The following is a 26019-nucleotide window of genomic DNA, read 5'->3' as shown; positions in this document are numbered from 1 at the left end:
GACATGAGCACCCCAAGCGCCGAGCCGGTCCTGATGCCCGCCAAACGGCGGCTGGCCCAGCTGGCGATGCTGGCCTTCGCGGTCGGCATCGTGATGCTCGCGTACGCCAACGTGGGGCTGGCCATCGACGGGCAGATCCCGTCCGGCATGCTCACCTACGGCCTCGGGCTGGGCGGCTTCATGCTGGCCGCCTACCTGGTGCTGGCCAAGTTCGCCCCGTGGGCGGATCCGCTGATCCTGCCGCTGGTGACGCTGATCAACGGCCTCGGGCTGGTGATGATCTACCGCCTGGAGCGGGTCAACACGTTCGGCGCCTCGGCCACCACCCAGCTCCTGTGGACGGCCGTCGGGGTCGTCATGTTCTCCGTGACGCTGATCGTGGTGCGCGACCACCGGTCACTGCAGCGGCTCACCTACACCATGGGAGCCCTCGGCCTGGTCCTGCTGGTCTCGCCGCTGCTGCCGTTCATCGGTCAGGAGACCAACGGCGCGCGCATCTGGATCGGCATCCCCGGCGTGGGCCAGCTCCAGCCCGCCGAGTTCGCCAAGATCGCCCTGATCGTCTTCTTCGCCGGTTACCTGGTGGCCAAGCGCGACGTGCTGGCGCTGGCCGGGCGGCGGCTGCTCTTCATCGACCTGCCCCGAGCCCGCGACCTCGGCCCGGTCCTCATCACCTGGGGCCTGAGCCTGGGCGTGCTGGTCCTGCAGAAGGACCTCGGCTCCTCACTGCTGATCTTCGGCACGTTCATCGCGATGCTCTACATCGCCACCCAGCGCACCTCGTGGGTGCTGATCGGCATCCTGCTCTTCGTCGGCGGCGCCGTCCTGGCCGGGACGATCTTCGACCACGTCGCGGCCCGCTTCGAGGTCTACCTCAACCCCGAGGACCCGAAGCTGTACGACCGTGAGCTGGGCGGCAGCTACCAGCTCATGCAGGGCCTGTTCGCCATGGGCCACGGCGGCGTGCTCGGCACCGGGCTGGGCGAGGGCCACCCCGACGAGATCCCACTGGCCATCTCCGACTTCATCTTCACCGCCGTCGGCGAGGAGCTCGGCCTGACCGGGCTGATGGCGCTGCTGATGCTGTACGCCCTGCTGGTGGAGCGCGGCCTGCGCACCTCGATCGTGGCCCGCGAGCCGTTCTCCAAGCTGCTGGCCGGCGGCCTGTCGTTCATCCTCGCCTGGCAGGTCTTCATCATCGTCGGCGGCGTGACCAACCTGATCCCCCTCACCGGTCTGGTCACCCCGTTCATGTCGCAGGGCGGCTCCGCGCTGCTGGCTAACTGGATCCTTATCGCCCTGCTGGTACGGATGTCAGACACGGCCAGAAAGCCGCCGCCCCAGGCCATCCAGGACGAAGGAATGACGCAGGTGTTCCAGCGATGAGCGCTCCCGCGATGAACAATCCCCTCAAGCGCGCGGCCCTCGCCTGTCTGATCATGTTCGGCCTGCTCATGCTGAACGTGAACTACCTGCAGGCCGTACGTGCGGACGACCTGAGCAAGGACTCACGCAACAAGCGCAACTTCTTCGCCCGCTACGAGGTCGAGCGCGGGCGGATCACCGCGGGCAACAAGGTCCTCGCCGAGTCGGTCGACACCGGCGACGCCGAGTTCCGCTTCCAGCGCCGCTACCCCGAGGGCAAGATCTACGCGCCGGTCACCGGCTTCTTCGCGCCGGAGAGCGCGCAGGACATCGAGGGGGCCGAGGACGACCTGCTCGACGGGTCGAGCGCCGACCTGCTGATCAGGCGCAGCATCGACCTGTTCAGCAACAAGACCACCAAGGGTGCCAGCGTCGACCTGACGATCAACCCGAAGGCGCAGGAGGCGGCCTACAAGGCGCTGAGCGCCAGCGGCAAGAAAGGCGCACTGGTGGCGATCGAGCCGAAGACCGGGGCGATCCTCGCCATGGTCTCGCTCCCCACCTACGACCCGAACCCGCTGGCCAAGCCGGACAAGGGCAAGGTCAACGAGGCTTACAACAAGCTGGCCGAGGACAAGGACCAGCCGCTGGTGAACCGGGCGATCAAGCGCACCTATCCGCCGGGCTCGACCTTCAAGGTCGTCACCGCCGCGGCGTACCTGGAGAGCGACGACACCCTCGGCCCGCAGACGCAGGTCGACGCGCCGACCCTGCTCGACCTGCCCAACACCACCCACGACCTGCCCAACTCCGGCGGCGCGGCGTGCGGCACCGGGCGGGTGACGCTGTCGTACGCGCTGGAGAAGTCCTGCAACACGCCGTTCGGCAAGATCGCGCTGGACCTCGGCTACGACGCGCTGAAGGACCAGGCGGCCAAGTTCGGCATCGGCGGTGAGCCGGTGGAGATCCCGATGAAGGTCGTGGACAGCAGCATCGGCCCCGAGGAGGACGCCGCGGCCCTCGCCCAGACGTCGATCGGCCAGCGCAGCAACCAGATGACCCCGATGCAGATGGCCATGATCGCCGCAGGCATCGCCAACGACGGCGTGGTCATGAAGCCGTACCTGGTCAAGAAGATCGCCGACGCCGAGGGCACCGAGATCGACGGCGCCGATCCCGAGGAGCTGACCACCGCGGTCAGCGAGGACAACGCGCGCAAGCTCAAGGAGATGATGGTCAACGTCGTCAGCCTGGGCACGGCGAGCGCCGCGCAGATCCCGGGTGTGACGGTCGGCGGCAAGACCGGCACCGCCGAGACCGCCCAGGGGCGGGCGCCGCACGCCTGGTTCATCTCCTTCGCCCCCGCCGAGGACCCCAAGGTCGCGGTCGCGCTGATCGTCGAGTCGGGGAGCGCCGGTGACGACGCCTCCGGCGGCCGCACCGCCGCTCCGATCGCCAAGAGCGTGATGGAAGCGGTGCTGGGTAGATGACCGCGTTGCTCGGGGGCCGATACCGCCCGCTGGGGCGGATCGCCTCGGGCGGCATGGGAGAGGTGTGGCGGGCCCAGGACGAACTGCTCGGCCGTGAGGTCGCCGTGAAGCTGCTGCGGCAGCACATGGCGGCCGATCCGGCGTTCCGCGAGCGTTTCCGCACCGAGGCCCGCATCGCCGCCGGGCTGGCCGACCCGGGCATCGCGCAGGTCTTCGACTACGGCGAGAGCGAAGGCGTCGCGTACCTGGTGATGGAGCTGGTCCGCGGCGAGTCGCTGGCCGCCATTCTGGCGCGTGACGGCAGCCTGAGCGCGGAGATGACCCTGGAGGTCGTCTACCAGACGGCCATGGCGCTGCACGCCGCGCACAGCGCGGGGATCATCCACCGCGACGTCAAACCCGGCAACCTTCTGGTCACCGGGAGCGGCGTGATAAAAATCACAGACTTCGGCATCGCCCGGGTGATGGAGGCCACCTCCGTCACCCAGACGGGCACCCTGATGGGCACCGCCCAGTACCTCAGCCCCGAGCAGGCGTCCGGCGTGCCGCTGACCCCCGCCACCGACGTCTACTCGCTCGGCGTGGTCGCCTACGAGTGCCTCGCGGGCCGGCCGCCCTTCCGGGCCGAGAACCACGTCGCGATCGCGCTCATGCATCTCAACGAGCCTCCGCCGCCGCTGCCCGAGAACGTGCCGCCGGCGGTGCGCGAGCTGGTGATGTTGTGCCTCGCCAAGGACCCCGCGCAGCGTCCGGCCAGTGCCCACGAGCTGTCGGGGCGGGCGTACGCGCTGCTGAGCGCACCTGCGGCGGGCGGGGAGGCCGACCTGTCCACGCTCACCGACCCCTCGGGCTGGCGTGCCGAACCGGTGTCCGAGTGGCCCCGGGAGGTCACGCCGCTGCTCGCAGACCCCGTGGAGCCGTGGCCGGGCCCGGATTCCGGTGCGGGTGCCGACGCCGGCCTGGGTGCGGGTTTCGGCCCAGGTGCGGGCCTCGGTGCCGGTGCGGGTGCCGGACTGGCAGCGGGTGCCGGTGCCGGACCGGCGGCAGGTGGTGCGGGTGCCGGTCAGCGGGCGGGCTTCGGCGCGGAGGCGGGTCCCGGCGCCGACGCCGGTGCGGGGACGGCTCCCGGGGGCGGTACACGCCCCTCACACAGGCGTGGGCGACGCAGGACCGCGGTGATCGCCGTCGCGGTGGCCGGGTGTGCCGCCGCCGTCGGACTGGGCGCCCTGGCGGTCATGGAGGCGCAGGAGCAGCCCGGCGAGCCCGGGCCCAGCGAACCCGCCGTCCGGACGAGCCCGACGGTGACCCCGTCGCCGACGGTCCGGCCCTCCCGGAGCAAGTCTCCGGTGAGCAGACCGCCGGTCGTGCCGACGCAGCCGATCCGTCCTACCGTCACGCCGTCGGCTACGGTAAGCACATCGGTCACGCCTTCGGCCCCGCCGAGCACGCCGTCGCCAAGCTCAAGTCCCACCCCCAGTCCGACGATTCCCACCCCCACCCCCACCCCCACCGCCCCGCCGGTGACACCGAGCCCCATACCGAGCGAGACCCCCGACTCGGGCGAATCAGACCCTCCAAATGGGGAGACGTGATGCGGCAACGGGTTGATGATGGACACCGGTGGCCCAAGAGTGCACCGGCACCCAAGATGAACGGTAAGGGACAGTGCAGGAAATGACTCAGCCTCGACGCCTCGGCGATCGCTACGAGCTCGACGGCGTCGTCGGGCGCGGTGGCATGGCCGAGGTCTATCGTGCCCGAGACATCCGGCTGGATCGGATCGTGGCCATCAAGACCCTCCGTGCCGACCTCGCCAGGGACCACATCTTCCAGGCGCGTTTCCGCAGGGAGGCGCAGTCCGCCGCGTCACTGAACCACCCGGCCATCGTCGCGGTCTACGACACCGGCGAGGATGTCTCCGAGGGTGCGCCGGTGCCCTACATCGTGATGGAGTACGTCGACGGCCGGACGCTGCGCGACCTGCTCCGGGCCGACCGGCGGCTGCTCCCCGAGCGGGCGGCCGAGCTGGTCGACGGCATCCTGCGGGCGCTCGACTACAGCCACCGCGGTGGCATCGTCCACCGTGACATCAAGCCGGCGAACGTCATGATCACCCGCAACGGCGACGTGAAGGTCATGGACTTCGGCATCGCCCGCGCGATGGCCGACTCGGCCGCGACGATGACGCAGACCGCCCAGGTGATCGGCACCGCCCAGTACCTCTCGCCGGAGCAGGCCCGGGGTGAGCGCGTCGACTCCCGCAGCGACATCTACTCCACCGGCTGCGTGCTGTACGAGCTGCTGACCGGCCAGCCGCCGTTCACCGGCGACTCCCCGGTGGCGATCGCCTACCAGCACGTGCGCGAAGACCCGATCCCGCCCTCGCAGATCGACCCCGACATCCCCAGGTGGGCTGACGCCATCGTGCTCAAGGCGATGGCCAAGGACCCGGCGCACCGCTACCAGAACGCCGGGGAGATGCGGGCCGACATCCAGCGGGCCCTGTCGGGCGTGCCGATGGACGCCCAGACGATGGCGCTGGCCAACAACTACGGCGGCGCCACCCAGACCATGCAGCCTCCGCCGTCGCAGGGCGGCCCGGTGCAGCACACCACCGTCGCCCCGGCGTACGAGTACGGTGCCGAGGAGACCCGGCACGGCGGCGAGCGCGGAGGGGGCGGCGGCGGTCGGCGCCGCCAGCAGAGCGGCGGCGGCACCGCGGTCAAGACCGCGGCCTGGATCCTCGTCCCCCTGCTGATCATCGGTGCCTTCATCGGCGTGGGCTACATGTTCCTCAGCTCGCCCGGCACGCCCAGCGGCGGGGGCAAGGTGAAGATCCCGCCGCTGGCCTCGCAGACCGTCGACGCGGCGACCAAGACGCTCGAAGAACTCGGCCTGAAGGTGAAGAAGGTCGAGGCGTTCGACGCGGAGATACCGAAGAACTCGGTGATCGACACCGAGCCGGCGGCCGACACCGAGGTCGAGAAGGGTTCCGAGGTCATCCTCAAGGTCTCTAAGGGCGTCGAGAAGATCGAGGTGCCCAACGTGGTCAACATGACCACGGAGGAGGCCACGAAGGCGCTTGAGGAGGCCGGCTTCAAGGTCAGCGTGCAGAGCAAGGTCTCGGCCGGCAAGCAGGGTGTCGTCATCGAGACCGTGCCCGCCGCGGGCCGTAAGGCCAACAAGGACAGCACCGTCCGCATCTACATCCCCAAGGAGGCGGCGGAGGTACCCCCCGTGGTCAACCTCACGGTCTCGGACGCGCGGAACATGCTGCGGAGCGCGGGCTTCAAGGCAAAGATCGTCGAGCAGCCGAGCGACCTGCCCAAGGACACCGTAATCAGCCAGTCTCCGGAGCCGGGCACCAAGCTCCAGCCGGGAACGACGATCACGCTGATCGTCTCCAGCGGTCAGGCGCCGGAGCCGACCGAGCAGCCCACCTACCCGACCGAGAACCCGGACGTCCCGACCGAGGACCCGAACATCCCCGAGGACGAGGGTCAGCAGGAGGAGCCTCCGCCGCTGGAGGAAGATGGCGGTCCCTTCGACGAGTCGCCCTTCGACGGCAACTGATCCCGGACGACGTGACGAAGACCCCCGCCGGCGCGGGGGTCTTCTCCGTGTCGCGGGTCCTTCCGGAACGCCGCACCCCGGAGCCTTCCGGAGGGGCCGGCCGTCCCTTCCGGAGTCCGGAGCCTTCCGGAGGGGGCGACCCCCTCAGGAGCCCGGAGCCTTCAGGAGGAGCCCGGCGTCTCTTCCGGAGCGCCGGAGCCTGCCGGAAACGGCTCCCGGAACGGGGAAGAGCCCTTCCGCCACTCGGGGGCGATGGCGGAAGGGCTCTCGATGGTCAATCGCTCAGGGCGAACGCGGCGTTACGCCGATCCTCCGAGTCCTTCGAGCCAGTTCCCGAGCAGCCGGTGGCCGTACTCGGAGATCACCGACTCGGGGTGGAACTGCACGCCCTCGACGGGGGCGGTGCGGTGGCGCAATCCCATGATCACGCCGTCGGCGGTCGTCGCGGTCACCCGCAGGATCTCCGGGACCGTCTCGGGCAGCACGGCCAGCGAGTGGTAGCGCGTCATCGCCACCGGGGACGGCAGTCCGGCGAAGACACCGCGCCCGTCGTGCGTGATCGCGCTGGTGCGGCCGTGCACCAGTTCGGGGGCCCGCGCCACGGTCGCGCCGTGGGCGACCGCGATGGCCTGGTGGCCCAGGCAGACACCGAGCAACGGAAGGTTCCGGGCCTCGCAGTAGCCGACGAGCGGGACGCTCACCCCGGCGTCCTCCGGAGCGCCGGGGCCGGGGCTGATCAGCACCCCGTCGAAGCCCGCGGCGTCATCGGCCGCGACCCGGTCGCGCGGGCGTACGTCACAGGTGGCGCCGAGCACGCGCAGGTACTGGACGATGGTGTGGACGAAGCTGTCGTGGTTGTCGACGACGAGAACGCGGGTCATCCGTCGACGGTCGCCGGGTCGAGCGGGATACGGGGTTCGAGCCAGGGGAACACGACATACCAGAGTACGGCCACGACCAGGCCGGTCAGCACCAGCGCGGCGAACGTCCTGACCGCGAGGTTGCCGGGCAGGCGGCGCCAGATCCATCCGTACATGACGGCTCCTTTCCGGTCACCCGGCTTCCGGGTCATCCTGCTTTCCTTTCCGGTCGCCCGGCGTCGGGTCGCCAGGCTCCGGGGCATCCGGCTTCCCGGCCACGCGGCGGCGGGTCATCCGGCTCCGGGTCATTCCGGTCGCACCCTGGTCACCCGACGCGGTCCTCTCGCGCGTCCAGCTTGCCGAAGACGATGAGCCGCTGGGCGGCGGAGTACTCCGGGTGACAGGTGGCCAGGGTGATCATGGCTTTGGACGGCGCGCGGCCCGGTCTGCCGGGGACCGGGGCGATGACGTCGAGCTCCGTGGGGGCGACGACGCGCTTGCCGGTGACGCGGTAGGTGTAGCGGGCCTCGCGGGCGTCGACCACGATGTCGTCACCCCGGCGCAGCTCGTCGATACGGTTGAACGGCGCGGCATAGGTCGTTCGATGCCCCGAAAGAACGAAATTTCCTACTTTCCCTGGCATGGCGGTGCCGGGGTAGTGACCGGGTCCCTTCCGCAGATGCTCCCAGTCAACGCCCTCCACCACGGCGTACCGGTAGTCGGCGCCGAGCCTGGGGATGGTGAGCATCGCCAGCGCTCCGCCCAGCCGGATCCGGCCGAGCTTGGCGGGCCCGCCTGTCCCCTTCTCCTGGAGGAACTCCCGCTGCAGCAGCGTCTGCTGCTCGGCGGTGTAGGATCCGGTGCCCCACATGAGATAGGCGCAGAACAGCAGGATGACCAAGCCCGCGGTGATGCTCAGCTCTCCCACGGCTCTCAGCGCGGCTCTCATGAGCCCAGGCTATTGACGGCCCGACCGCCGAGCCTGCGAGAAGCGCCCGATTGGGCCAAGATTTGCCCCGAGATGGGGCTGTACGGAATCGCCATGGCCCACGTACGCCGACTATTCTTACACCGGTCTTCGCCCACCGGCGACTACGCTCATCGACAGGGCCTGCGCACGAGCCGGATCGCGCAGGGTTGACGCAGGAGAACCCCAGTGCCAAAGTCCAAGACTCGCAAGAAGGCGGTCTACACCCCGCCGCAGACGGCCCAGCAGATCAAGGTCAGCCCGCGCTGGCTGGCGCCGGTCATGGTGAGCTGCTGGATCATCGGCATCCTGTGGATCGCCACCTACTACGTGGCACCCAACGCCCCCCTGCTCGGCACGCTCCAGAACTGGAACCTGCTGGTCGGGTTTACTTTCATCATCCTCGGTGTGGTCTTGGCCACCCGCTGGCGCTGACTTTTTCCACAGGCGTTGTCCACACCCTGGGGAAGAGGCAGGGTGTGGATCCGACGGGACGCGGGCTCAGCCGGCGATCCCGAACTGAGCGTTGGCGGCGAACGGCGGCAGCAGCAGCACGAGTGCGACCAGCACGACCAGCGCCGCCGCGCAGCCCGCCCACTGGACCGCGCTGCGGTTCTTCCTCGGCGCGAAGGCGAAGATCGCGGCGATCACCGATCCGACGACCAGACCGCCGAGGTGGCCCTGCCAGCTGATGTTGGGGACGACGAAGGTGATGACCACGTTGATGCCGAGCAGCCAGAGCACACCGCGGGCGTCGTAACCGAGTCGCCTGGCGAGCACGAACAACGCGCCGAACAGGCCGAAGATGGCACCCGAGGCACCCACCGCGGCGATGCCGAACAGGTAGATCGCCACGGACCCGCCCAGCGCCGCGAGCAGGTAGAGCGTGAGGAACCGGGCCGAGCCGAGGCGCCGCTCCAGGTCGGGACCGATGGCGTACAGCACCCACATGTTGAACAGGATGTGAGTGATCGCGAAGCCTCCGCCCAGCGGCTGGTGGAGGAAGGCTCCGGTGATCAGACGCCACCACTCGCCGCCGTAGGCGACGGCGAGCGAGTTCATCGCGAAGTTCCCGACCACCCGGTCGACGTCGAGGTTCTCCGCGACGTAGGCCAGGACGTTGACGGCCAGCAGCGTCCAGGTCACCCACGGCGTGACGACCGCCCGGCCGCCGAACACGGCCTGCGCCTGCCGCACGGTCTTGTTGCCCTCGGCCACACATTCCGGGCACTGAAAGCCCACCGCCGCGTCGCGCATGCAGTCAGGGCAGATCGGACGTTCGCAGCGCTGGCAGCGCACGTAGGTCTCGCGGTCGGGATGCCGGTAGCAGGTGGGGGCGGCGGTCTCAGGCTCGTTGGGTGGTCGGGTGGTCATGATGTGTGGCTGGCCCCTTCGAGCGTGCTGTTATCCACAGACTGCCAGCCTATTCATGATCCCGAGCATCCGGATACGCGCGGGCGGTCACAGTTGCGGTGACCCGGCCCTCGGGCGGCCGGCCCGTGGATGCGGGTGACCCGGCCCCGGGCGGCCAGCGTGTGCACACGGGCGATCGGAGCGCGGACGGCCTGCGCGGGAGCGCCCCGAAGAGACGGAAGAACAGTGGCGACCGGCACCCCGCAGCAACCGGCCCGTGCGTGCGACCGGCGGCCTCCCTTCGGGGAGACCGCCGGAGGGCGGTCAGCCCTGGACGCGCTCGATGGTCACCGACTCCAGGACCACCGGCTCGGTCGGCCGGTCGCGGTTGTCGGTGGCGGTCTTCGCGATGGCGTCGACGACCTCCCTGCCCTCGATCACCTCACCGAAGATGCTGTGCTTGCCGTTGAGGTGCGGGGTGGGGACCACGGTGATGAAGAACTGGGAGCCGTTGGTACCGCGGCCGAACTGGATGCCGGCGTTGGCCATGGCCATGAGGTACGGCCGGTTGAAGAAGAGGTCCGGGTGGATCTCGTCGTCGAACTTGTATCCGGGACCGCCGACGCCCTTCCCCAGCGGGTCGCCGCCCTGGATCATGAAGCCGTCGATGACCCGGTGGAAGACCGTGCCGTCGTAGAGCTTGGCGGTGGTCTTCTCCCCGGTCTCCGGGTGCACCCACTCGCGGGTGCCCTCGGCGAGCTCGACGAAATTACGCACGGTCTTGGGTGCGTGGTCCGGGAAGAGCTGGACCTTCACGCTGCCGCGGTTGGTGTTGAGGTTCGCGATCAACTTCTCAGCCATGATCGGTATGCCCCCTTCAGGTCATCAGGCAAAGCCTGGGATAAGCATTGCTTTCGTGCAGTTTTCACTATTACGGCCGTGGCCGATCCCTCAAGCATCCTCCCATGGGTCGTCATGATTGAGCCGCCTTCGTTCGGGAAGGGGTGGCGTCGGGGCCCAACAACATGGGGAGGATTTTCGTGCCTCTTACATTGTTCACAAAGCGCAACGTAAAGATCGTTGTTCCGGAGAGCCGACTGAGCCAGGTGAAGGTTCAGGCCGCCAGAGCCGCGGATCGGGTCGGTCCGATGGCCGCCAAGGCCGCGGATCGGGTCGGCCCGATGGCCGTCCAGGCCCGTGACGCGGCGAGTCATGCCCGTGACGCGGCAAGCCATGCCCGTGAGGCGGCGAACGAGAAGATCATCCTCGCACGGGGATGGGCCGCGCCCAGGCTTGACGCCGCCGCCCACTCGATCGAGGAGCAGATCGCGCCGAAGCTGAGCGCGATGATGTCGCAGGCCGCGGCCAAGATCGATCCCACTCCCGCCGCCAAGTCCCGCAAATGGCCGATGATGCTGCTGCTGACGGGTATCGCGATCGGCGCCGCCGGATTCGCGCTCTATCGCAGAAGCGCCGAGCAGTGGGCGGACACGCTGAAGGACAGCGCGTCCGACGCCTCCCAGTGGGTCGGCAGGAAGACGGAGTCGGCGGCGGGCCAGGTCTCCGGCACGGCGAACGACGCCGCGTCGAAGACCGAGTCGAAGGCCGACGCGGTCGGTGACCGCGCCGACGCCAGGGCGGACCAGGTCGCGAACTCGAAGAAGACGCCCTGACGCCGGACGGTACGCCCCCGGCGGAACGAGGGCGTACGCACTTACGGGGTACGGCCCGCACCACCTGGTGCGGGCCGTACCCCGTCGTGGAGGGATGAAGGCCGGGCGTGTCGGCGTCCCACCAGGCATTCGCCAGGACACGCTCCCGAGACCGAAGAGACCCGGGACGCTTGGGCATGTCCCCCCGTCACGTGCCCGTTTACCGGGTGCCCGCCCGCCACATGCTCGCCTACCGCGTCTGCTTACCGCGTGCCCGTTCGCCGCGTGTTCATTTCTCCGTGGCGCAGGTGACCGCAGGCGCGCCGACGGCCGGGGAGACCTCGACCCCCTTCTTCGGTGCCCCCTCCGCGGCGGGTCCGGCCGGGCCCGCGGTCGTCTTCTCCTGGTTGGAGAACAGCCCGGCGGGGAGGTCCTTCTCGTCGACCACCTTGCCCGTGGCCCGGCTGAAGACCTTGACGGCTCCGGCCGTACCGCTGGCGGCCTCGCCCGGAGCGCTCTTGAAGACCTTCACGGCCCCTTCCTCGCCCTCCGCACCCGGCGTTCCCTCCGTCGCCGGGGTCGCGGGAGTAGCGGGGACGGCGAGCACGTCACCGGCGCTCCCCGCTTCCGCCAGTTCCCTGCGCTGCGCGTCGGTGAGCGGACGCCGCGTCAACGCCACCCGGCCGCCGTCGCACTCGACGTACGTGACGTCCGCCGGCGGGACGGGGGTGGTGTCGGCGCGCGCGGCGGTCAGCGTGGACATGAGGATCCCCGCGGTCAGCACGGCGCCGGTGAGGAAACGGGAACGACGAGTGAACATGTGTTCTCCTTGTCCGTGGTGAATCTGGAGATCACAGGTTCGTCTCCTGCGGCTGAACCCAGGCTGAAGGCACCCGAAACCGTCTTCAGGTTGGCTTTAGGTGATCTACGGCAGTCTGGGCGGCATGCGCGTGCTGCTGGTTGAGGACGAGAGACGCCTGGCACAACTCCTGAAGGACGGGCTGGCAGGTGAGGGGTTCGCCGTGGACATCGCCCACGACGGACGCGACGGGCTGTGGATGGCGACCGAGAACGCCTACGACGTGATCGTGCTCGACGTCATGTTGCCCAGGATGAACGGTTACACCGTCTGCGCCAGGCTCAGGGACGCGGAGAACTGGACGCCCATCCTGGTGCTGACCGCCAAGGACGGCGTGCACGACGAGGCTGAGGCCCTGGACACCGGTGCCGACGACTTCCTGTCGAAGCCGTTCTCGTACGTGGTGCTGCTGGCCAGGTTGCGTGCGCTGGTCCGCCGGGGCGGCCGGGCCCGGCCGGTGTCGATCACGGTCGGCGACCTGGTCGTCGATCCGGCGGGGCTGCGCTGCCGCCGGGGCGAGGTGGAGGTCTCCCTCACCCCCAAGGAGTTCGCGGTCCTGCACGGCCTGGCCCGCAGACCGGGCGAGGTGGTCTCCAAGAGCGAACTGCTGGCCCAGGCGTGGGATTTCTCCTATGACGGCGACCCCAACATCGTCGAGGTCTACATCAGCGCACTCCGCAGGAAGATCGACTCACCGTTCGGACGCTCGTCGCTCGTGACCGTGCGCGGCGCCGGTTACCGGTTGGAGGCCTGAGGTGTCCCGCCTGTCCATGCGGCTCAGGGCCACTCTCGCGGCCACCGCCATCGTCGCCGTCGCGCTGGGTGTCGCCTCGGCGGTGCTCGCGGCCGTGCTCGCGGGCAACCTGGAGGAGAGCCTGTCCGACGAGGCCGCTCGCCGCGCCGGGGCCGCCGCGCGGATGCTCGCCGCCGAACCAGGTGCGATCGCCGTCACCCGGCTCTCGGTACCGGCGCTGGGCCCGGATATCAAGGTCTTCAGAAGGCCCGACACGATCATCATCGCGCAGTCCGCGACCCCCGCCACACCGGCCTCTCCTACGTCCGCCGTCCCGGCTTCTCCCGCCCCCACCGCACCGGCCTCTCCTACGTCCGCCGTCCCGGCTTCCCCGGCCTTCACTGCACCGGCTTCTCCTGCGTCCGCCGTCCCGGCTTCTCCCGCACCCACCACGCCGGCCTCTCCCAACCCTGCTTCTTCCGTCTCCGCCATCCCGGGTTCTCCCGCCTTCGCGGGCGATGACGGGTGGGCGCCGGACGACTCCTTCGCATTGGCGACCATGCCCGTGGACACCACCGAAGGTGCGTTGATGGTGCAGGCCAGGGCGTCGCTGCAACCGGCGGAGGAGGCGTTGCGGACGCTGCAGAACCTGCTGCTCCCCGGCGTGCCGGCGCTGCTCGTGCTGGTCGCGGTCCTGACCTGGCTCGCCGTGGGCCGGGCACTCGCGCCGGTCTCGGCCATCCGCGCCGAGATGGCGGACATCACCGCGAGCGACCTGCACCGCAGGGTCCCCGTCCCCCGTTCCCGGGACGAGATCGCCCGCCTCGCCGAGACGATGAACCGCACGCTCGACCGCCTGGAGGTGGCCGTCAGTCGGCACAAACGGTTCGTCGCCGACGCCGCCCACGAGCTGCGCAGCCCATTGGCCATCCTGCGGACCCGGCTGGAACTCGCCCCCCGCGATCCGCTGGCCGCGGAGGCGCTGACCGACGTGGACCGGATCCAGGCACTCACCTCCGACCTCCTCCTGCTCGCCCGCCTGGACGCCGGCGAGTCCGTCTGCCACGAGGAGGTGGACCTCGGCCAGGTGACCGCCGAGGAGGCGACCAGGTCCCGGCCCAGACCAGAGGTCCGGATCATGCTGGAGGTCGCCGCCGACACGGTGGTCAGCGGCTCGGCCGGGCAACTGCGCCGGTTGGTGGCGAACCTGGTGGACAACGCGGTACGGCACGCGAGCACCACGGTCACCGTACGGCTGGCCGTCGAGGAGGGTGAGGCCGTGCTCGACGTCCGTGACGACGGGCCGGGCATCCCGGTCGAGCACCGCGAGGCGGTGTTCGACCGGTTCACCCGGCTGGACGAGGCCCGGGACCGGGACGCGGGCGGAGCGGGCCTCGGCCTCGCCATCGCCAGGGACATCGCTGCCCGGCACCGAGGCAGCCTGGACGTCGTCGGCGAGGGCCCGGGGGCCTGGTTGCGGGCCCGGCTTCCCCTGACGTGAACCGGGGCCGTGCCCATCCAGAGCGGGGCGGCCGTGCCCATCCAGGGCGGGCCCCGGCCGCCCAGCCGCCCCGGACGGACCCGGGAGCGGGTGGGGCCCGGGAGGGCGAACCCCGGACCGGATCCCGGGCCACGTGTTGCCCTCCAGGTCGTAGAACTTCTTGGCCGGCGGGCCGGTGATCCGATTCACCCAGACCAGGGCACCGTCACCGCTCCACTCGAAGTCACCGCAGCCGAGCGTCGGCCGCTTCGGATCCAGGGGGACCGCACGGAACGCGACCCGCCCGTCGGCGAGGTCGACGACGGTGAGGGATCCGGGTCCGCGGCGGCCTCGGCGTGCGCGTCGTCCCCGGTCAGCAGGAAGGCCAGGCGCATCAGCGCGGGGGACCGCACCGGGACGAACTCGCGAAAACGTCGCTCCTCTGCGGCGTCCGCAATCACCTCCACTAGGTGATCACGGCCTACAGACGCGCTATGGAGGCGTCGCTGTGCTCCTGCGGCAAAAAGGTTTCACGTGAATCAATGCGCCTCAGAGGGCGGAGATCGGCCGACGGGCCGGGGCGAAAAAGCCGGTGCGGCGCTCCGGCCCCGCACGGCATGATTCCCGTATGCGGAGAGACGCGCGGTGAACGGCATCGGCATGCGTCCGTACGACGGTCCGGCCGACCTGCGCAGGATGCAGGAGCTTGCGCGGGCGACCTGGACCCCCTCCGCCCGCCACCACATAGGGGGCCTGGCCTGGAGCAGGTTCCAGCACGTAGGCCGGGAACCGCAGTGGCCGACGGCGCTGTGGGAGCGTGATGGCGAGACGCTCGCGTGGGGGTGGGTCACTTCCCCCGGCACGCTCGACCTCCTCGTCCACCCCGGACATCCCGAGCTCGCGGACGAGGTCCTCGGCTGGTTCCGGGAGGTGGCGACCGGTGACGAGCTGACCGTGACGATCCTGGAAGGTGAGGAACGGCTCGGCGAGGCGCTGGTCCGGCACGGGTACCGGCGGCGGACCGTGGACTCCCCCTTCCTCGTGCATATGTCACGCGATCTCGACGGTCTCCCGGAGGCGACGGTGCCGCCAGGTTTCGTCCTGCGGCATGTGCGCGGCGAGGAGGACGTGCCCGCCCGGGTGGCCGTGCACCGGTCGGCGTTCGCCCCCTCCTCGGTCGTCGAGGAGAGCTACCGGAACGTCATGGCGGCCTGGCCGTACCGGCCGGAGCTGGACCGCGTGGTCGAGGCTCCGGACGGCCGGTTGGCCGCGTACTGCCTGGTCTGGCTGGACGAGGTCAACGGCGTCGGGGAGCTGGAACCCGTGGGCACGCACCCGGATTTCCGCCGGATGGGCCTGGCCCGGGCGGCATGCCTGGACGCGCTGCACCGGCTCAGGGAGGCGGGGGCCGGCACCGCGGTCGTCTCCCCGCGGGGAGACGCGGGATACCCGGTACCGATGCGGCTGTACGGGACGCTCGGCTTCCGCGTCGGCGACCGGACGACCGACTACACACGCCCCCGTTGATCCGGCCCGCCGGACCGCCGATCCGTCCGCCGGTCTCGGTCACACCGGCTTGAAGGCACGGACCGAGTCATACCGGACTCCAGGCACGGGCCGGGTGGCGCTGCCCGGCTCGAACCGGCCCGGTTACGCGCGTCGGGCCACGTCGGACGTGCTCTCCGGCGCCCGACTCAGATGATCTCGAAGCGAAGCCGGTGGGTGATGACGTCATGTGCGACGTCCGCCAGGCGGAGGTCGTTGGCGTAGGCATGGGCACGGAGACGGGCGAACGCCTCGGCGAGACCGACCTCCAGCTGCGCGGAGAGCATGCCGACGGCCCGGCGCACCTCGGACCAGCGCCCGGCGAGCCCTTCCCCGTCTCCGGCGGGGGCGCCACCGGCCCCGATCAGGTCATGCTCCAGCGTGACCATCAGGGCGGCGTCGGCGAACAGGAACGCGTCGGCCAGCTCCTCCGGGAACAACCAGCCGGGCTCGGCGCGGCTGACCTCCAGCACGCCGACCGCGGTCGTCCCCAGCAGCAGGGGGAACGCGAACACGGCCCGCCTGCCCAGGCTCTGCGCCTGCGGGACGAACAACGGCCAACGGTGCCGGGCACCGGCCGCCGACAGATCGGGGACGAGCACCGGGCGGTCTTCGCGGAACGCCTCGACGGCGGGTCCCTCGCCCACGGTGATCTGCAGTTCCACGAGGCGGTCGCTGCAGGGGTCGGTGGCGTACACCGGTTCGCCCAGGCCGAGAGTGCTGGCCAGCAGCACACCGCCGCCGCCCACGTTCAGGCGGTCGGCGCAGGCCAGACAGACATGACGCAGCGAGACGGGCAGGTCTTCGACCAGGGCCCGCTCGTTGATCGCGGTGCGGACCCGCTCCACACGCTCTCCGTACACCGACGACACCGTCCTGTCCCGGTGGTGCAGATTGCCCTACGGGGGAACCATAGCCTGATCCTCACCGCCGGTCGCCGCACTTCCCAGCTTTCCTCCGGGACCGGTTCCGCACTCTCCGGAGCCGGACACGGCTCGGAGCCGCCCGCCACCCGGCGTTGCCCGGAGCCGCCGGGCGGCGGGCTCAGGCACGGTCGGCCACCAGGCCGAGCAGGTCCGCAAGGATCCTCGGACCGGCCGCGACGGTGGCCCCGGACCTCATCGTGTGCGGACTGCCGTCCAGGTCGACGACCGACGCTCCGGCCTCGCGGGCGATGACGACCCCGGCGGCGGTGTCCCACGGCTTGTTGCCGAACATGACACAGGCGTCGACCCTGCCCTGCGCCGTCCACGCGAGATCGATCGCCGCCGAGCCGAACATGCGTACCCGCTGGACGCGGGCGGCGAGCTCACAGGTCAGCGCCAGCCGTGGGAGGTTCTTCGCCTGCGCGTCGTCACCCACGGCGTAGTCGCCGACGGCGACCACCGCGGCGGACAGGTCACCGGCCTGGCTCGCCCGGATCTCCCGGCCGTCCGCCCTGGCGCCGTGCCCGTCGGCCGCGGTGTAACGGGAGCCGAGGAACGGCAGGTCTATCACCCCGAGAACGGCTCTGTCCCCCTCGACCAGGCCGAGGGAGACGCCGCAGAGCGGCATCCCGTGCAGGAAGTTGACGGTCCCGTCGACCGGGTCGAGCACCCACATCGGTCCATCGCCGGTCCCGGGCGCCGCCCCCTCCTCCTCTCCCAGGAACCCGATCTCCGGCGTCTCCCTGCCGAGGAGGTCACGCAGCGCGTGTTCGACCGTGTAGTCCACCTCCGTGGCCATGTCGCGGTCGCCCTTACCGGTGACGGCGCCGGGCAGCCTGGTTCTGACGATCTCGGCGGCGAGGGTGACGGCCCGCTCGGCGATCGTCAGCAGTGCGCGGTGGTCGAGGGTCATGGGTGGCTCCGATCTCATACCGGGACGGGCGGGGAAAGGACCGTCGCAAGGCTGCGGACGGGCCATGGTGGGGTCACAAGGCCCTGAGCGGACCATGGCGGGGTGGAGAGGCCGTCACAAGAGCCTCGGACGGGCCGTGGCCGGGAGGCACAGGGGCATCACGAACCGCAGCGGGCGGGAGGGCCGTCACGAGGCCGCGGGCGGGTCGGCGGGAAGACCGTGACGGCGCAAGTACGTGGAGAACTCCTCCGTCGAGCGGACCCCCGTGCTCCGGCACGGCCGTGTACACGTCGGTGCCGCCCATCTCGTCAGGGTAGTGGGGGCTGCGGTGCCAGGGATCCTTCAGCCGTAGGATCGCCATGCGCTGCTCGGGAGTGGTGTCGCGGGCCAGCCTCTCCGCCTCGGCGCGGGTCGGCCGGTCCACCGCGTGAAGCCAACGGTCCGACGCGGCAGATCCGGGTCCACTACTGAAACCAGCGAAAAGTAGGACTGGTCGGCCATTTTTGTGATCTCCACAGTACTGTTTCGCGGTATGACAGAGCCAGGCGAAGGGTTGGTGGACGGGCGTTACCGGCTCATCGAGTTGATCGGCACCGGTGGCCCGGGCCGGGTGTGGCGGGGCCGTGACGAGCTGATGGAACGTGACATCGCGGTCAGGCGACTCGACCTCCCGTCCCACCTGGACGCCGCGCAGCGGGAGGAGTTGACGGACCGCACGACCCGGGAGATCCGGGCGGCGGCCTGGCTGAACCATCCCGGGATCGCCGCCGCCTTCACGGTGATCACCGTCGACGGAGCTCCCGCCGTCGTGACGGAGTTCGTTGACGGCCCCTCCCTGGCTCAGGTGATCGAGCGGGAAGGGCGACTGGACGTGAACCGGACCGCGCGGATCGGCCTGGAGACGGCGGCGGCCCTGAAGCGGGCACACGAGGCCGGGATCACGCACGGCGATCTCAGACCGGCCAACGTGCTGCTGGCCGACACCCGAGTGGTGATCACCGATTTCGGACTCGCCGGCCTGGTCGGGGAGGTCACCACCGCTTCCTCCGAGACGGTGGACGGCATCCGGTCGTACGCGGCTCCCGAACGGGTTCACGGTAGGCCGATCACCGCGGCGGCCGACCTGTGGTCGCTGGGGGCGATCCTGTACGCCGCGGTCGAAGGACGCCCGCCGTATCCGGCGGCCGATCCCCCGATGCCGGCGACCACGCCCGGCCAGGCCCTTGAACCTCCAGTGCACGGCCAGGCCCTTGAACCTCCAGTGCACGCCGGCCCGCTGGCACCGGTGCTGACCGGGCTACTACAGGAGGATCCCGACCGGCGTCTCACCGCCGACGAGGTCGCACGGGCACTGCACGCCATCGTCGACCGCGCCATCGTCGACCGCGCCACCGTCGACCGCGTCGCCGTCGACCGCGTCACCGCTGACAGCGTCACCGGCTGGGAGGATCCTGCCCCCGCCGCCGGCTCGCCGTTCCCGGGCTCGCTGCGGTCGCTGCCCCGTCGTACGCTGCTCCTGGGCGGGCTCGGCGTCCTGGCCGCGGTCGGCGTGCCGACCGCGATCACGTTCATGCCCGACTCCGTCACCTTCGCCGGTCACACCTCGCTCGTGTTCGCGGTGGCATTCGGCTCGAGCGGACGAATCCTGGCCAGCGCCGGGGCGGACAAGACCATACGGTTGTGGGACGTGGCCGACGGATCGACCATCGAGATCCTCACCCACCTCAACGCTGAGATCTACGCACTGGCGTTCAGCCCGCACGGCGATCTCCTGGCCAGCGCCGGTGCGGACAAGGCCGTGCGACTGTGGGAGAGGAAGTACTGGCGGGACGCCGCCGCCCTCGTCGACCCCCTCATATCCTCACGCTCGGTGGTGTTCAGCCCGGACGGACGCACCCTGGCCAGCCTCAGTTTCAAGGCCAGGGATGAAACGGCGCCCAGCTACAGCGTGGAAGGAGAGCAGGCGATACGGCTGTGGGATGTGGCCAAGAGGACGACCGCCGCGGTCATGGCCGACCGCGGCAACGAAGGCGACGCCCTGCTGTCACTGGCGTTCAGCCCGGACGGCCTCACCCTCGCCAGCGGCGGCGACGACGGAACGATCCGCCTGTGGGACATGACCCGTCGCATCGCTATCGCCACGCTCACCGGTCACACCGGCTCCGTCTGGTCGGTGGCGTTCAGCCCGGACGGCCTCACCCTCGCCAGCGGCGGCGACGACGGAACGATCCGCCTGTGGGACATGACCCGTCGCATCGCTATCGCCACGCTCACCGGTCACACCGGCTCCGTCTGGTCGGTGGCGTTCAGCCCGGACGGCCTCACCCTCGCCAGCGGCGGCGACGACGGGACAGTGCGGCTGTGGGACGTGCCCGGCAGGACGACCGCCGTCACCCTCACCGACCACACCGGCTCCGTCCACGCGGTGGCGTTCAGTCCTGACGGACGTCGCCTGGCCAGTGGCGGTGCGGACGACACGGTGCGGCTGTGGTGGGTCGGTTGAGCACGGGCACACCCGGACCCCGCACGGGTGGAACGAGAGGACGCGGTTTGAAGATCATCGAAATGGGGTGCGAGTGTTACTGGACATCGTTGATGTCAAGGCGACCTGCCGGCCTGGTCGTGTCGCGCCGCCCGGCCTGGGGCCGGATGGCCGTGCTCCGTTCCGGGCGATTTCAGGAGTCTCGATATGCCGCCGGAAAACAGGGAGGATCACAGTAGATCGTTGATTGCCCGGCTTCTGCGTCACGCCGGGAAGGTCGGCCGGTAGAGTTTCAGGAAAACCCTCCACCATTGGCCGCAAAGGGCTTTCCCTATCACCAAAAAGAGTTAAATCGGGGGATTGACTTTCTCGACCATGTGCGTGTCCGACGCACCACCCCTTTTGACCGGGACGACGACTGGATGGCCCTCCCGCCCGGGGTCACCACGGCCGGCCAGGTGGAAGCCCACCGCGAGCGTCAGCACGACCCCCAGGAAGAGCATCGCCCAGCGGTACCGCCCCCATTTCGGGCTGGACCGAAGCAGATATTTCCTGGCCATCCATCACCTACGGTATGCGTAGCCCAATCTCCTCTTCCAAGGACAAGACTACGGGAGCACCCCGGATTACGGCGCATTACCGCCATAGAGCACCGCCCTGTCGGGTTTGCCACGCCCACCCAAAGGCTGAACGACCACCTCAATTGCTATTGGGGATTTATCCATTTAAGTGATAAAAATTACCTTAAGCCTTATTTGTTATCTTTAATGCTGGACGTCCGCTTTGGTGGCTTTTTGAGGAGGTGGCCGCAGACACTCCCACCCCCGACCGTTCGATGAAGCTGAGGCGACGCCCCGGCCGCGGGCCGTTCGGGCGGGCGAGGCACCCCGGCCGCACCCATCCAGGGCAGACGCGACGACGCCTCGGCCACAGCCCGCCCGGTACGGACGGGACGCCACCTCGCCCGTGCCCCGTCCAGGGCGGACGGAGCGAGAGCCCGACGGAGTCCAGGGAGCGACAGCGCCACCATCCGCCCGAGGCGAGCCGCGCCCCTGACCGGAGCGATCGCGATCATCTAACGCGGGGGTATGTGCTGTGTAATCCATCACATCACCCCCAGAAATCACCGATCGGCACCCATGGATCGGCCCTGATTCATGAGCGACCCCCCGAAGCCCCTCATATCGATTACACAGGGAATATGACAGAGAGTAGCAGAAAAATGATCTTGTAGCGCATCACTCCTGCTTCCTGCCGTTCGCGATCGAACGATGATCCACTCTCGACTACAGCCAGTAGTATCGAGGCGCATAACGCTCGCCGGGTACCTTCTCGGCAGATTCGGGAGGTAAGCAGTGAGTCTCAGCGAGTTGACCGTGCCCGGCGGAGTGGAGCAGGTCATCGGCGCCGATGAGCTCTTCTTCTCCACCACCGACCGGCGCGGGTTGATCCGTAGCGGCAACTCGGTCTTCGTCCGGACCTCCCGGTTCTCTCTCGACGAGCTCACCGGCGCTCCGCACAACATCGTGCGCCACCCCGACATGCCGGCCGGCGTCTTCCGGCTCATGTGGGACCGCCTGCTCACCGGGCGTCCGGCCGGGGCCTATGTGCAGAACCTGGCCAAGGACGGCAGCCGTTACTGGGTCTTCGCCACCATGACGCCCCTGGCGGAGGGTTTCCTGTCGGTCCGGATGGCTCCGCGGGCCGACCTGTTCGACGCGGTCAAGCAGACGTACCGGTACGTGACCGACGCCGAGCTCGACGCGGCCAGGCGCGGCGCGAACCGCGGGCAGGTGGCGCTGGCCGGTATGCAACGACTTGAGGAGCTGCTGGACGAGCTCGGGTTCGGCTCGCACGACGACTTCCTCACCGAGGCGCTGACCGCGGAGATCGCGGCGCGTGGGCGGCTCGCCTCCGCGACCTACGCCCGCCCCTCGGCGCGGGGGCCGATCGCCGGGGTGCTGGCCGGCGCCGGAGCACTGGAAACGCAGCTCGCCGACCTGGTGGAGCGGTTGGAGGGGTACCGGGTGTTCAGCGACCGGCTGGTGCGGTCGTCCGCACAGGTGCTCGCCGTCGCCCGCCGCCTCAACCACACGGTCGCCGCCGCACAGGCCGCCTCCGAGATGGTCGCCGACACCACGCCGGTGCTGCGCAACGTCGCCCGGGTGATGGCCACGCCGACCGACGCCGCGGTGACCGCGCTGGAACAGCTGGTGCCCAGACTCGCCACGTTGCGCGCGGACGTCACGGACCTGCGGTTCCGGATCGCGCTGGGGAACCTGCACAACAACATGGTCGCCGCGTTCGCCGCCGAGGTCGTGGACGGTGTCGCACCGCCGACCTCGCTCAACGAGGTGCCCCTGCTCTGCGACGCCGTGCACGAGAACGTGCTGGAGATGTCGGCCAGGGCACAGCAGGTGAACCAGGCGCTGCACGAGATCATCGCCGGAGTCGCCGAGGCGGGCGAGCGGCTGGCGGGGTTCAGCCGGTTCCTCGGACAGTGGCGGATCCTCGTACTGCGGCACCGGGCCGGGGGCACGCTCGGCAACCTGGTACAGCCGATCGACGAGGAGTTCGCCGCGAGCTGGGACGGCATGGAGATGCTGCGCGCGCTGGGCAAGGAGTTCGAGAGCTTCGCCGTCCCGTTCGACGTCAGGGCTCTGGAGGAGCAGGTCACCAGGATTCGGGCCGAGGCCGCCGAGTCACGCTACACGTTCTGAGCCTCCGGGCCCACGGACCGGGCTTCACGAGCCACCGGCCAGGGCACCACGCACCTGACCTCGCCAACCACCGGCCAGGGCCCGGGAGTTCCCGCGAGCCCCGAGCCGGTGAGTCGGGCGGCGCGGCACGAGGGATCTGGCACCGGACGGCCACCTGCTGCTCGACTTCCAGGTCGGCGACGAGCCGCCGCCCTGGCGGAGGCGTTCAGCCATCAGATCTCCCTCCCGCGACCGTGATCGATCCCGAAACGATCAGCGGCGCTCCCCGGACGGCCAGGATGCTCCGCGTGATCACACGTCGGAACCGTCTTCACCGTCCTCACCCTCAGAACAGGGTCAGCGGCTCGGCCGACTCGGCCGGCTCGATCGGCGCGGGCTCGGGCAGCGGCTCAAGCTCGGGCAGACCGCTTCGTACCTCCTCGTGAAAGCGACGGGCGAGCATCAACGCGTCGGCGTTGTCGGGAGTATGGATGAAAACGGTCGGCGAGCGGCCCTCACGCAACCATTCGGTGACCGTGACGATCCAGTGCCGCCAGCCCTCGATCGTGCGCGCCGTGTCGTCGCGGCCGAGGTAGCGAATGATCGGGCGATCGGTGAGAGCGGACGACCGCCGCGGCACACGCGGCTTCTTCATCCACGCTTCTCGTTCGGCGTCGCTGGTGGGAGGACTTTGGAAGAAAGTGGTGGTGTCGAAAGGGACCCACTCGGCGTCGACCCTCGCGAGAACGCTTTCGAGGAGCCGCTCGGAACGCGCGTCATCGAAGAACGCGCGGTGGCGGACTTCGACGGCGTATCTGTGTGAGCGGGGGAGCCGGCGCAGGAAACCCGCCAGGGTGCCGAGGTCGGTCGGCGCGAACGATCCCGGCAGTTGGATCCAGAGCGCGTGGGCTCGTGGTCCGAGTGGTTCGATCGCCTCCAGGAACGACCGGAGCTCCTCATCGACATCGGTGAGGCGACGCTCATGAGTGATCGACTTCGGCAGCTTGACCACGAAGCGGAAGTCGGGGGTGGTCTGCCCCGCCCACGACTCCACCGTGTTCCTCGTCGGTGTCGCGTAGAACGTCGTGTTGCCCTCCACCGCGTCGCACCAGGTCGCGTATGACCGCAGGCGCTCCCCCGGAGGGAGCGGATGCGGCAGGAAACGCCCCTGCCATGGCGTGTGCGTCCACATCGCGCATCCCACATGAAGCCGCATGACATCGACGCTATCCAAGGTCGGCTGTGGAGGTGACCGCGTGCCTCACGGGGCGGCGCCCGCACCCCTCACGGCGAGCAGGTCCGCGCAGGAGTGGGCGGTCTCCGCACGGGTCAAGAGGTGCGGGCGGGCGGCCCGCTCCTGCCGCTCTGTTCCATCGGTCTGGACCGGCCCAGGGAGACCTGGAAGGCCCATGGAGGCCGCGGGGAGGCCCGAAGAGGCCGTGAAGGCGCAAGAAACGATCGTGGAGAACGCCCCCGGTCAAACGCGCGGATGCCCCCTCCCTCGGCCAGTCCGTCGTACGGAAACATGGCAATCCTGTCGAGAAGATCCCGTACCTTAACAACCATGATCAAAGAGGCGATGGCAACAGCATTGGTGATCGGCTCGGTGCTGAGCGGAACCGGTGTGGCCCACGCGGGCGCCACCGAGATTCCCAAGGGGTTCCTGGTGACCGAGCCCGCAGCGACCGCAGGGCCGATCGTGGAGGGGGAGGAGTGGTGGAAGATCAGCAACAGTCTGTCCCGGCAACTCGAACTCAACCCCTGTCACAAGAAGGAGAAAACCCGCGACGGCCGGGTCGCGATGCGCACCATCACGTACTCGACCAGCGCTCCCTCCAACAGCAGCGAACAGTTGGTGCTGTACGGGAACGCCAAGTCCGCCCAGGCCGCCTTCCGTAAGTTCCGGGCGGACCTGACCAGGTGCCTGAAGCAGGCGGCGGCGAAGCACAACACCAGATCCACGCTCGGCTACGTCGGTAAGCCGTTGCGAGTCGGAGACGAGGCGCTGTCCGTCGCGGGCTACTTCTACAAGAAGGGGAAGCATGACCGTGAGCCCGGCCGGCTGGGGGTCATCGTCCGCCGGGGCGCCGCCTTGTTCCTCTACACCGACATGGGCAACGGTCGAGGAGCGGAGAAGAGGATCGTCGGCCAGGCGAAGAAGATGGCGAAGAAGGTGTGTGAGCTGCCCGGGGTGTGCAGGTAAACCGCTCGTTTCGGCAGGAGGCTCAGTGGCACCGGGGAGGCGCTGGGCGAGGTGAGCCTGGTCGGGGCCCCACCGTGCCCGGCCGGCACAGCAGCTCGTGAGCGGCGGCGTGGCGCTGGAGTCAGCGAGGTCACTCGGTACGGCGGATGCGGCGGTCGGCGTGGCAGCCCGGTGCTGCCACCGTTCCGGCTCCCGGCCCCCGGGCCGCACACCCGGACGGAGGGAGTGGCCGTCTCGGAGCCCCCGTCCGAGTGGGCATCGAGGAATCCTGGAATGACGATGTCGACATGGGCCGGGTCTTCGACCAGCCGCTCCCTGCGCAGGCCATCCACGAACTGACGGACCTGCCATCCAAGGTGCAGTGAACCGACCGGCGGATCTGAAGAGATCGAACCCGGCATGTCCGCCGAAAAGCTTCAGGTGCAACAACGAAGAGCCCCTCACTCAGCCGCGAGAACGGTTTTCGGCCACCTGTTTGATGTAATCATTCCGGGCCCGAATCAAATCAGACATGCAGCGGCGGAGGGAAAACATTTCAGCGATCCTCCCGAGGGGGCCAAGAGGTGCGGCAAGTTCAATGATGTCACCCACTGTCGTACCGCCACGGCCGTCCGATTCAAAGTAGTGAGCGTGGCGCCAGTACTTGAACGGGCCTGACACCTGCTCGTCAACGAAATATTCAGGTCGATCGTAAGCGCTGATCATAGACGTCATCCGCCAGCGGATGCCGAAGTGCCGCGCCCGCCATGTAACGGTATCGCCCATCTTCAAGGCGCCAGCGGTCACACCGCCGACTGGCTCCTCGGAAGAACCCGCCATTGACGCGGCGTGAACATCTACGTCCAATGAGATGTCGAAGACTCGTTCCGGCGGCGCCATGACATGCGTGACGGTCTCGGATCTCGGCATTCCTCAATCC

The 26019-nt window shown here is 69.4% G+C and carries 22 protein-coding genes; 12 read left to right on the top strand and 10 right to left on the bottom strand.

From position 1 onward, the window contains the following. Positions 1-3: 3 nt before the first annotated feature. From F4562_RS16000 to pknB, 4 genes are all read left to right on the top strand, one after another. A complete protein-coding gene (locus F4562_RS16000; protein WP_184537188.1) occupies positions 4-1386 on the top strand; it encodes an FtsW/RodA/SpoVE family cell cycle protein in 1383 nt (460 codons plus the stop codon). After that, the gene (locus tag F4562_RS15995; RefSeq protein ID WP_246473446.1) at positions 1383-2855 is read left to right on the top strand and encodes a peptidoglycan D,D-transpeptidase FtsI family protein; all 1473 of its coding nucleotides are present in this window, start codon (positions 1383-1385) and stop codon (positions 2853-2855) included. The genes F4562_RS16000 and F4562_RS15995 overlap by 4 nt, the downstream gene beginning before the upstream one ends. Then, positions 2852-4447 carry a serine/threonine-protein kinase gene (locus F4562_RS15990; protein WP_184537190.1) on the top strand — a complete coding sequence of 532 codons (1596 nt, stop codon included), beginning with the start codon at positions 2852-2854 and terminating at the stop codon, positions 4445-4447. Before F4562_RS15995 ends, F4562_RS15990 begins: the two co-directional genes overlap by 4 nt. An 82-nt stretch (positions 4448-4529) precedes the next feature. Further along, a complete protein-coding gene (gene pknB, locus F4562_RS15985) occupies positions 4530-6428 on the top strand; it encodes a Stk1 family PASTA domain-containing Ser/Thr kinase (RefSeq protein WP_184537192.1) in 1899 nt (632 codons plus the stop codon). A gap of 299 nt (positions 6429-6727) precedes the next feature. Here the strand turns inward: pknB and F4562_RS15980 are convergent, their stop codons facing one another. The 3 genes from F4562_RS15980 to F4562_RS15970 all read right to left on the bottom strand — a co-directional run bounded on the left by F4562_RS15980 (position 6728) and on the right by F4562_RS15970 (position 8237). Further along, entirely contained in the window at positions 6728-7309 is a 582-nt protein-coding gene (locus tag F4562_RS15980; protein ID WP_184537194.1) for an anthranilate synthase component II, read from the bottom strand. After that, positions 7306-7464, bottom strand: a complete 159-nt coding sequence (locus F4562_RS15975; protein ID WP_184537196.1) for a hypothetical protein — start codon at positions 7462-7464, stop codon at positions 7306-7308. The genes F4562_RS15980 and F4562_RS15975 overlap by 4 nt, the downstream gene beginning before the upstream one ends. Before the next feature lie 149 nt (positions 7465-7613). Then, positions 7614-8237 carry a class E sortase gene (locus tag F4562_RS15970; RefSeq protein ID WP_184537198.1) on the bottom strand — a complete coding sequence of 208 codons (624 nt, stop codon included), beginning with the start codon at positions 8235-8237 and terminating at the stop codon, positions 7614-7616. A gap of 207 nt (positions 8238-8444) precedes the next feature. Here F4562_RS15970 and F4562_RS15965 point away from each other — a divergent pair, with 207 nt between their 5' ends. Next, positions 8445-8690, top strand: a complete 246-nt coding sequence (locus tag F4562_RS15965) for a cell division protein CrgA (RefSeq protein ID WP_184537200.1) — start codon at positions 8445-8447, stop codon at positions 8688-8690. Between the two features lie 66 nt (positions 8691-8756). Here F4562_RS15965 and F4562_RS15960 read toward each other — a convergent pair whose 3' ends face one another. Both F4562_RS15960 and F4562_RS15955 read right to left on the bottom strand, forming a co-directional pair. Next, complete coding sequence (locus F4562_RS15960; RefSeq protein WP_184537202.1) at positions 8757-9629, bottom strand: rhomboid family intramembrane serine protease; 873 nt, start codon at positions 9627-9629, stop codon at positions 8757-8759. 303 nt (positions 9630-9932) lie between these two features. Beyond that, positions 9933-10469: a peptidylprolyl isomerase gene (locus F4562_RS15955; RefSeq protein WP_184537204.1), complete on the bottom strand. Its 537-nt coding sequence runs from the start codon at positions 10467-10469 to the stop codon at positions 9933-9935. A 287-nt stretch (positions 10470-10756) separates the two neighbouring features. Here F4562_RS15955 and F4562_RS15950 point away from each other — a divergent pair, with 287 nt between their 5' ends. Further along, the gene (locus tag F4562_RS15950) at positions 10757-11281 is read left to right on the top strand and encodes a hypothetical protein (RefSeq protein WP_184537206.1); all 525 of its coding nucleotides are present in this window, start codon (positions 10757-10759) and stop codon (positions 11279-11281) included. A gap of 268 nt (positions 11282-11549) precedes the next feature. Here F4562_RS15950 and F4562_RS15945 read toward each other — a convergent pair whose 3' ends face one another. Then, on the bottom strand, positions 11550-12080 hold the full coding sequence (locus tag F4562_RS15945) for a hypothetical protein (RefSeq protein ID WP_184537208.1): 531 nt from the start codon (positions 12078-12080) through the stop codon (positions 11550-11552). 100 nt (positions 12081-12180) lie between these two features. Here F4562_RS15945 and F4562_RS15940 point away from each other — a divergent pair, with 100 nt between their 5' ends. The 3 genes from F4562_RS15940 (at position 12181) to F4562_RS36350 (ending at position 15859) form a co-directional block, all read left to right on the top strand. Next, positions 12181-12873 carry a response regulator transcription factor gene (locus F4562_RS15940; protein ID WP_311733784.1) on the top strand — a complete coding sequence of 231 codons (693 nt, stop codon included), beginning with the start codon at positions 12181-12183 and terminating at the stop codon, positions 12871-12873. Position 12874: 1 nt separating this feature from the next. After that, entirely contained in the window at positions 12875-14353 is a 1479-nt protein-coding gene (locus tag F4562_RS35860) for a sensor histidine kinase (protein ID WP_311733785.1), read from the top strand. Positions 14354-14977: 624 nt separating this feature from the next. Then, positions 14978-15859 (top strand): GNAT family N-acetyltransferase, encoded by an 882-nt coding sequence (locus F4562_RS36350; RefSeq protein WP_184537210.1) that lies wholly within the window; start codon positions 14978-14980, stop codon positions 15857-15859. Positions 15860-16026: 167 nt separating this feature from the next. Here the strand turns inward: F4562_RS36350 and F4562_RS15925 are convergent, their stop codons facing one another. Both F4562_RS15925 and F4562_RS15920 read right to left on the bottom strand, forming a co-directional pair. Next, positions 16027-16740, bottom strand: coding sequence for a GAF and ANTAR domain-containing protein (locus F4562_RS15925; RefSeq protein WP_184537212.1), 714 nt, complete (start codon positions 16738-16740; stop codon positions 16027-16029). Between the two features lie 181 nt (positions 16741-16921). Next, positions 16922-17716 (bottom strand): inositol monophosphatase family protein, encoded by a 795-nt coding sequence (locus tag F4562_RS15920; RefSeq protein WP_184537214.1) that lies wholly within the window; start codon positions 17714-17716, stop codon positions 16922-16924. Between the two features lie 532 nt (positions 17717-18248). Here F4562_RS15920 and F4562_RS15915 point away from each other — a divergent pair. Further along, positions 18249-20219 (top strand): WD40 repeat domain-containing serine/threonine protein kinase, encoded by a 1971-nt coding sequence (locus tag F4562_RS15915; protein WP_184537216.1) that lies wholly within the window; start codon positions 18249-18251, stop codon positions 20217-20219. A 1334-nt stretch (positions 20220-21553) separates the two neighbouring features. Further along, positions 21554-22918: a PAS domain-containing protein gene (locus F4562_RS15910; RefSeq protein WP_184537218.1), complete on the top strand. Its 1365-nt coding sequence runs from the start codon at positions 21554-21556 to the stop codon at positions 22916-22918. Positions 22919-23243: 325 nt separating this feature from the next. On the opposite strand, the gene F4562_RS15905 is transcribed toward F4562_RS15910, so the two are convergent. Beyond that, entirely contained in the window at positions 23244-24113 is an 870-nt protein-coding gene (locus F4562_RS15905) for a DUF72 domain-containing protein (RefSeq protein ID WP_184537220.1), read from the bottom strand. Positions 24114-24476: 363 nt separating this feature from the next. Here F4562_RS15905 and F4562_RS15900 point away from each other — a divergent pair, with 363 nt between their 5' ends. Then, positions 24477-25100 carry a hypothetical protein gene (locus F4562_RS15900; RefSeq protein ID WP_184537222.1) on the top strand — a complete coding sequence of 208 codons (624 nt, stop codon included), beginning with the start codon at positions 24477-24479 and terminating at the stop codon, positions 25098-25100. A 444-nt stretch (positions 25101-25544) separates the two neighbouring features. Here the strand turns inward: F4562_RS15900 and F4562_RS15895 are convergent, their stop codons facing one another. Then, a complete protein-coding gene (locus F4562_RS15895; RefSeq protein ID WP_184537223.1) occupies positions 25545-26009 on the bottom strand; it encodes an SRPBCC family protein in 465 nt (154 codons plus the stop codon). Positions 26010-26019: the final 10 nt, after the last annotated feature.

The organism is Streptosporangium becharense (assembly GCF_014204985.1).
Classification (GTDB): Bacteria; Actinomycetota; Actinomycetes; order Streptosporangiales; family Streptosporangiaceae; genus Streptosporangium; species Streptosporangium becharense.
This window is presented reverse-complemented; position numbering and strand designations above follow the sequence as displayed.

Bases quoted from the DNA above. Each gene is read 5' to 3' on its own strand.
- F4562_RS15895 (WP_184537223.1), bottom strand. From the start codon at position 26,009: ATGCCGAGATCCGAGACCGTCACGCATGTCATGGCGCCGCCGGAACGA.
- pknB (WP_184537192.1), top strand. From the start codon at position 4,530: ATGACTCAGCCTCGACGCCTCGGCGATCGCTACGAGCTCGACGGCGTC.
- F4562_RS15905 (WP_184537220.1), bottom strand. From the start codon at position 24,113: ATGCGGCTTCATGTGGGATGCGCGATGTGGACGCACACGCCATGGCAG.
- F4562_RS15950 (WP_184537206.1), top strand. From the start codon at position 10,757: ATGGCCGCCAAGGCCGCGGATCGGGTCGGCCCGATGGCCGTCCAGGCC.
- F4562_RS15955 (WP_184537204.1), bottom strand. From the start codon at position 10,469: ATGGCTGAGAAGTTGATCGCGAACCTCAACACCAACCGCGGCAGCGTG.
- F4562_RS15960 (WP_184537202.1), bottom strand. From the start codon at position 9,629: ATGACCACCCGACCACCCAACGAGCCTGAGACCGCCGCCCCCACCTGC.
- F4562_RS15995 (WP_246473446.1), top strand. From the start codon at position 1,383: ATGAGCGCTCCCGCGATGAACAATCCCCTCAAGCGCGCGGCCCTCGCC.
- F4562_RS16000 (WP_184537188.1), top strand. From the start codon at position 4: ATGAGCACCCCAAGCGCCGAGCCGGTCCTGATGCCCGCCAAACGGCGG.
- F4562_RS15980 (WP_184537194.1), bottom strand. From the start codon at position 7,309: ATGACCCGCGTTCTCGTCGTCGACAACCACGACAGCTTCGTCCACACC.
- F4562_RS15900 (WP_184537222.1), top strand. From the start codon at position 24,477: ATGGCAACAGCATTGGTGATCGGCTCGGTGCTGAGCGGAACCGGTGTG.
- F4562_RS15945 (WP_184537208.1), bottom strand. From the start codon at position 12,080: ATGTTCACTCGTCGTTCCCGTTTCCTCACCGGCGCCGTGCTGACCGCG.
- F4562_RS15975 (WP_184537196.1), bottom strand. From the start codon at position 7,464: ATGTACGGATGGATCTGGCGCCGCCTGCCCGGCAACCTCGCGGTCAGG.
- F4562_RS15915 (WP_184537216.1), top strand. From the start codon at position 18,249: ATGACAGAGCCAGGCGAAGGGTTGGTGGACGGGCGTTACCGGCTCATC.
- F4562_RS15920 (WP_184537214.1), bottom strand. From the start codon at position 17,716: ATGACCCTCGACCACCGCGCACTGCTGACGATCGCCGAGCGGGCCGTC.
- F4562_RS15970 (WP_184537198.1), bottom strand. From the start codon at position 8,237: ATGAGAGCCGCGCTGAGAGCCGTGGGAGAGCTGAGCATCACCGCGGGC.
- F4562_RS15990 (WP_184537190.1), top strand. From the start codon at position 2,852: ATGACCGCGTTGCTCGGGGGCCGATACCGCCCGCTGGGGCGGATCGCC.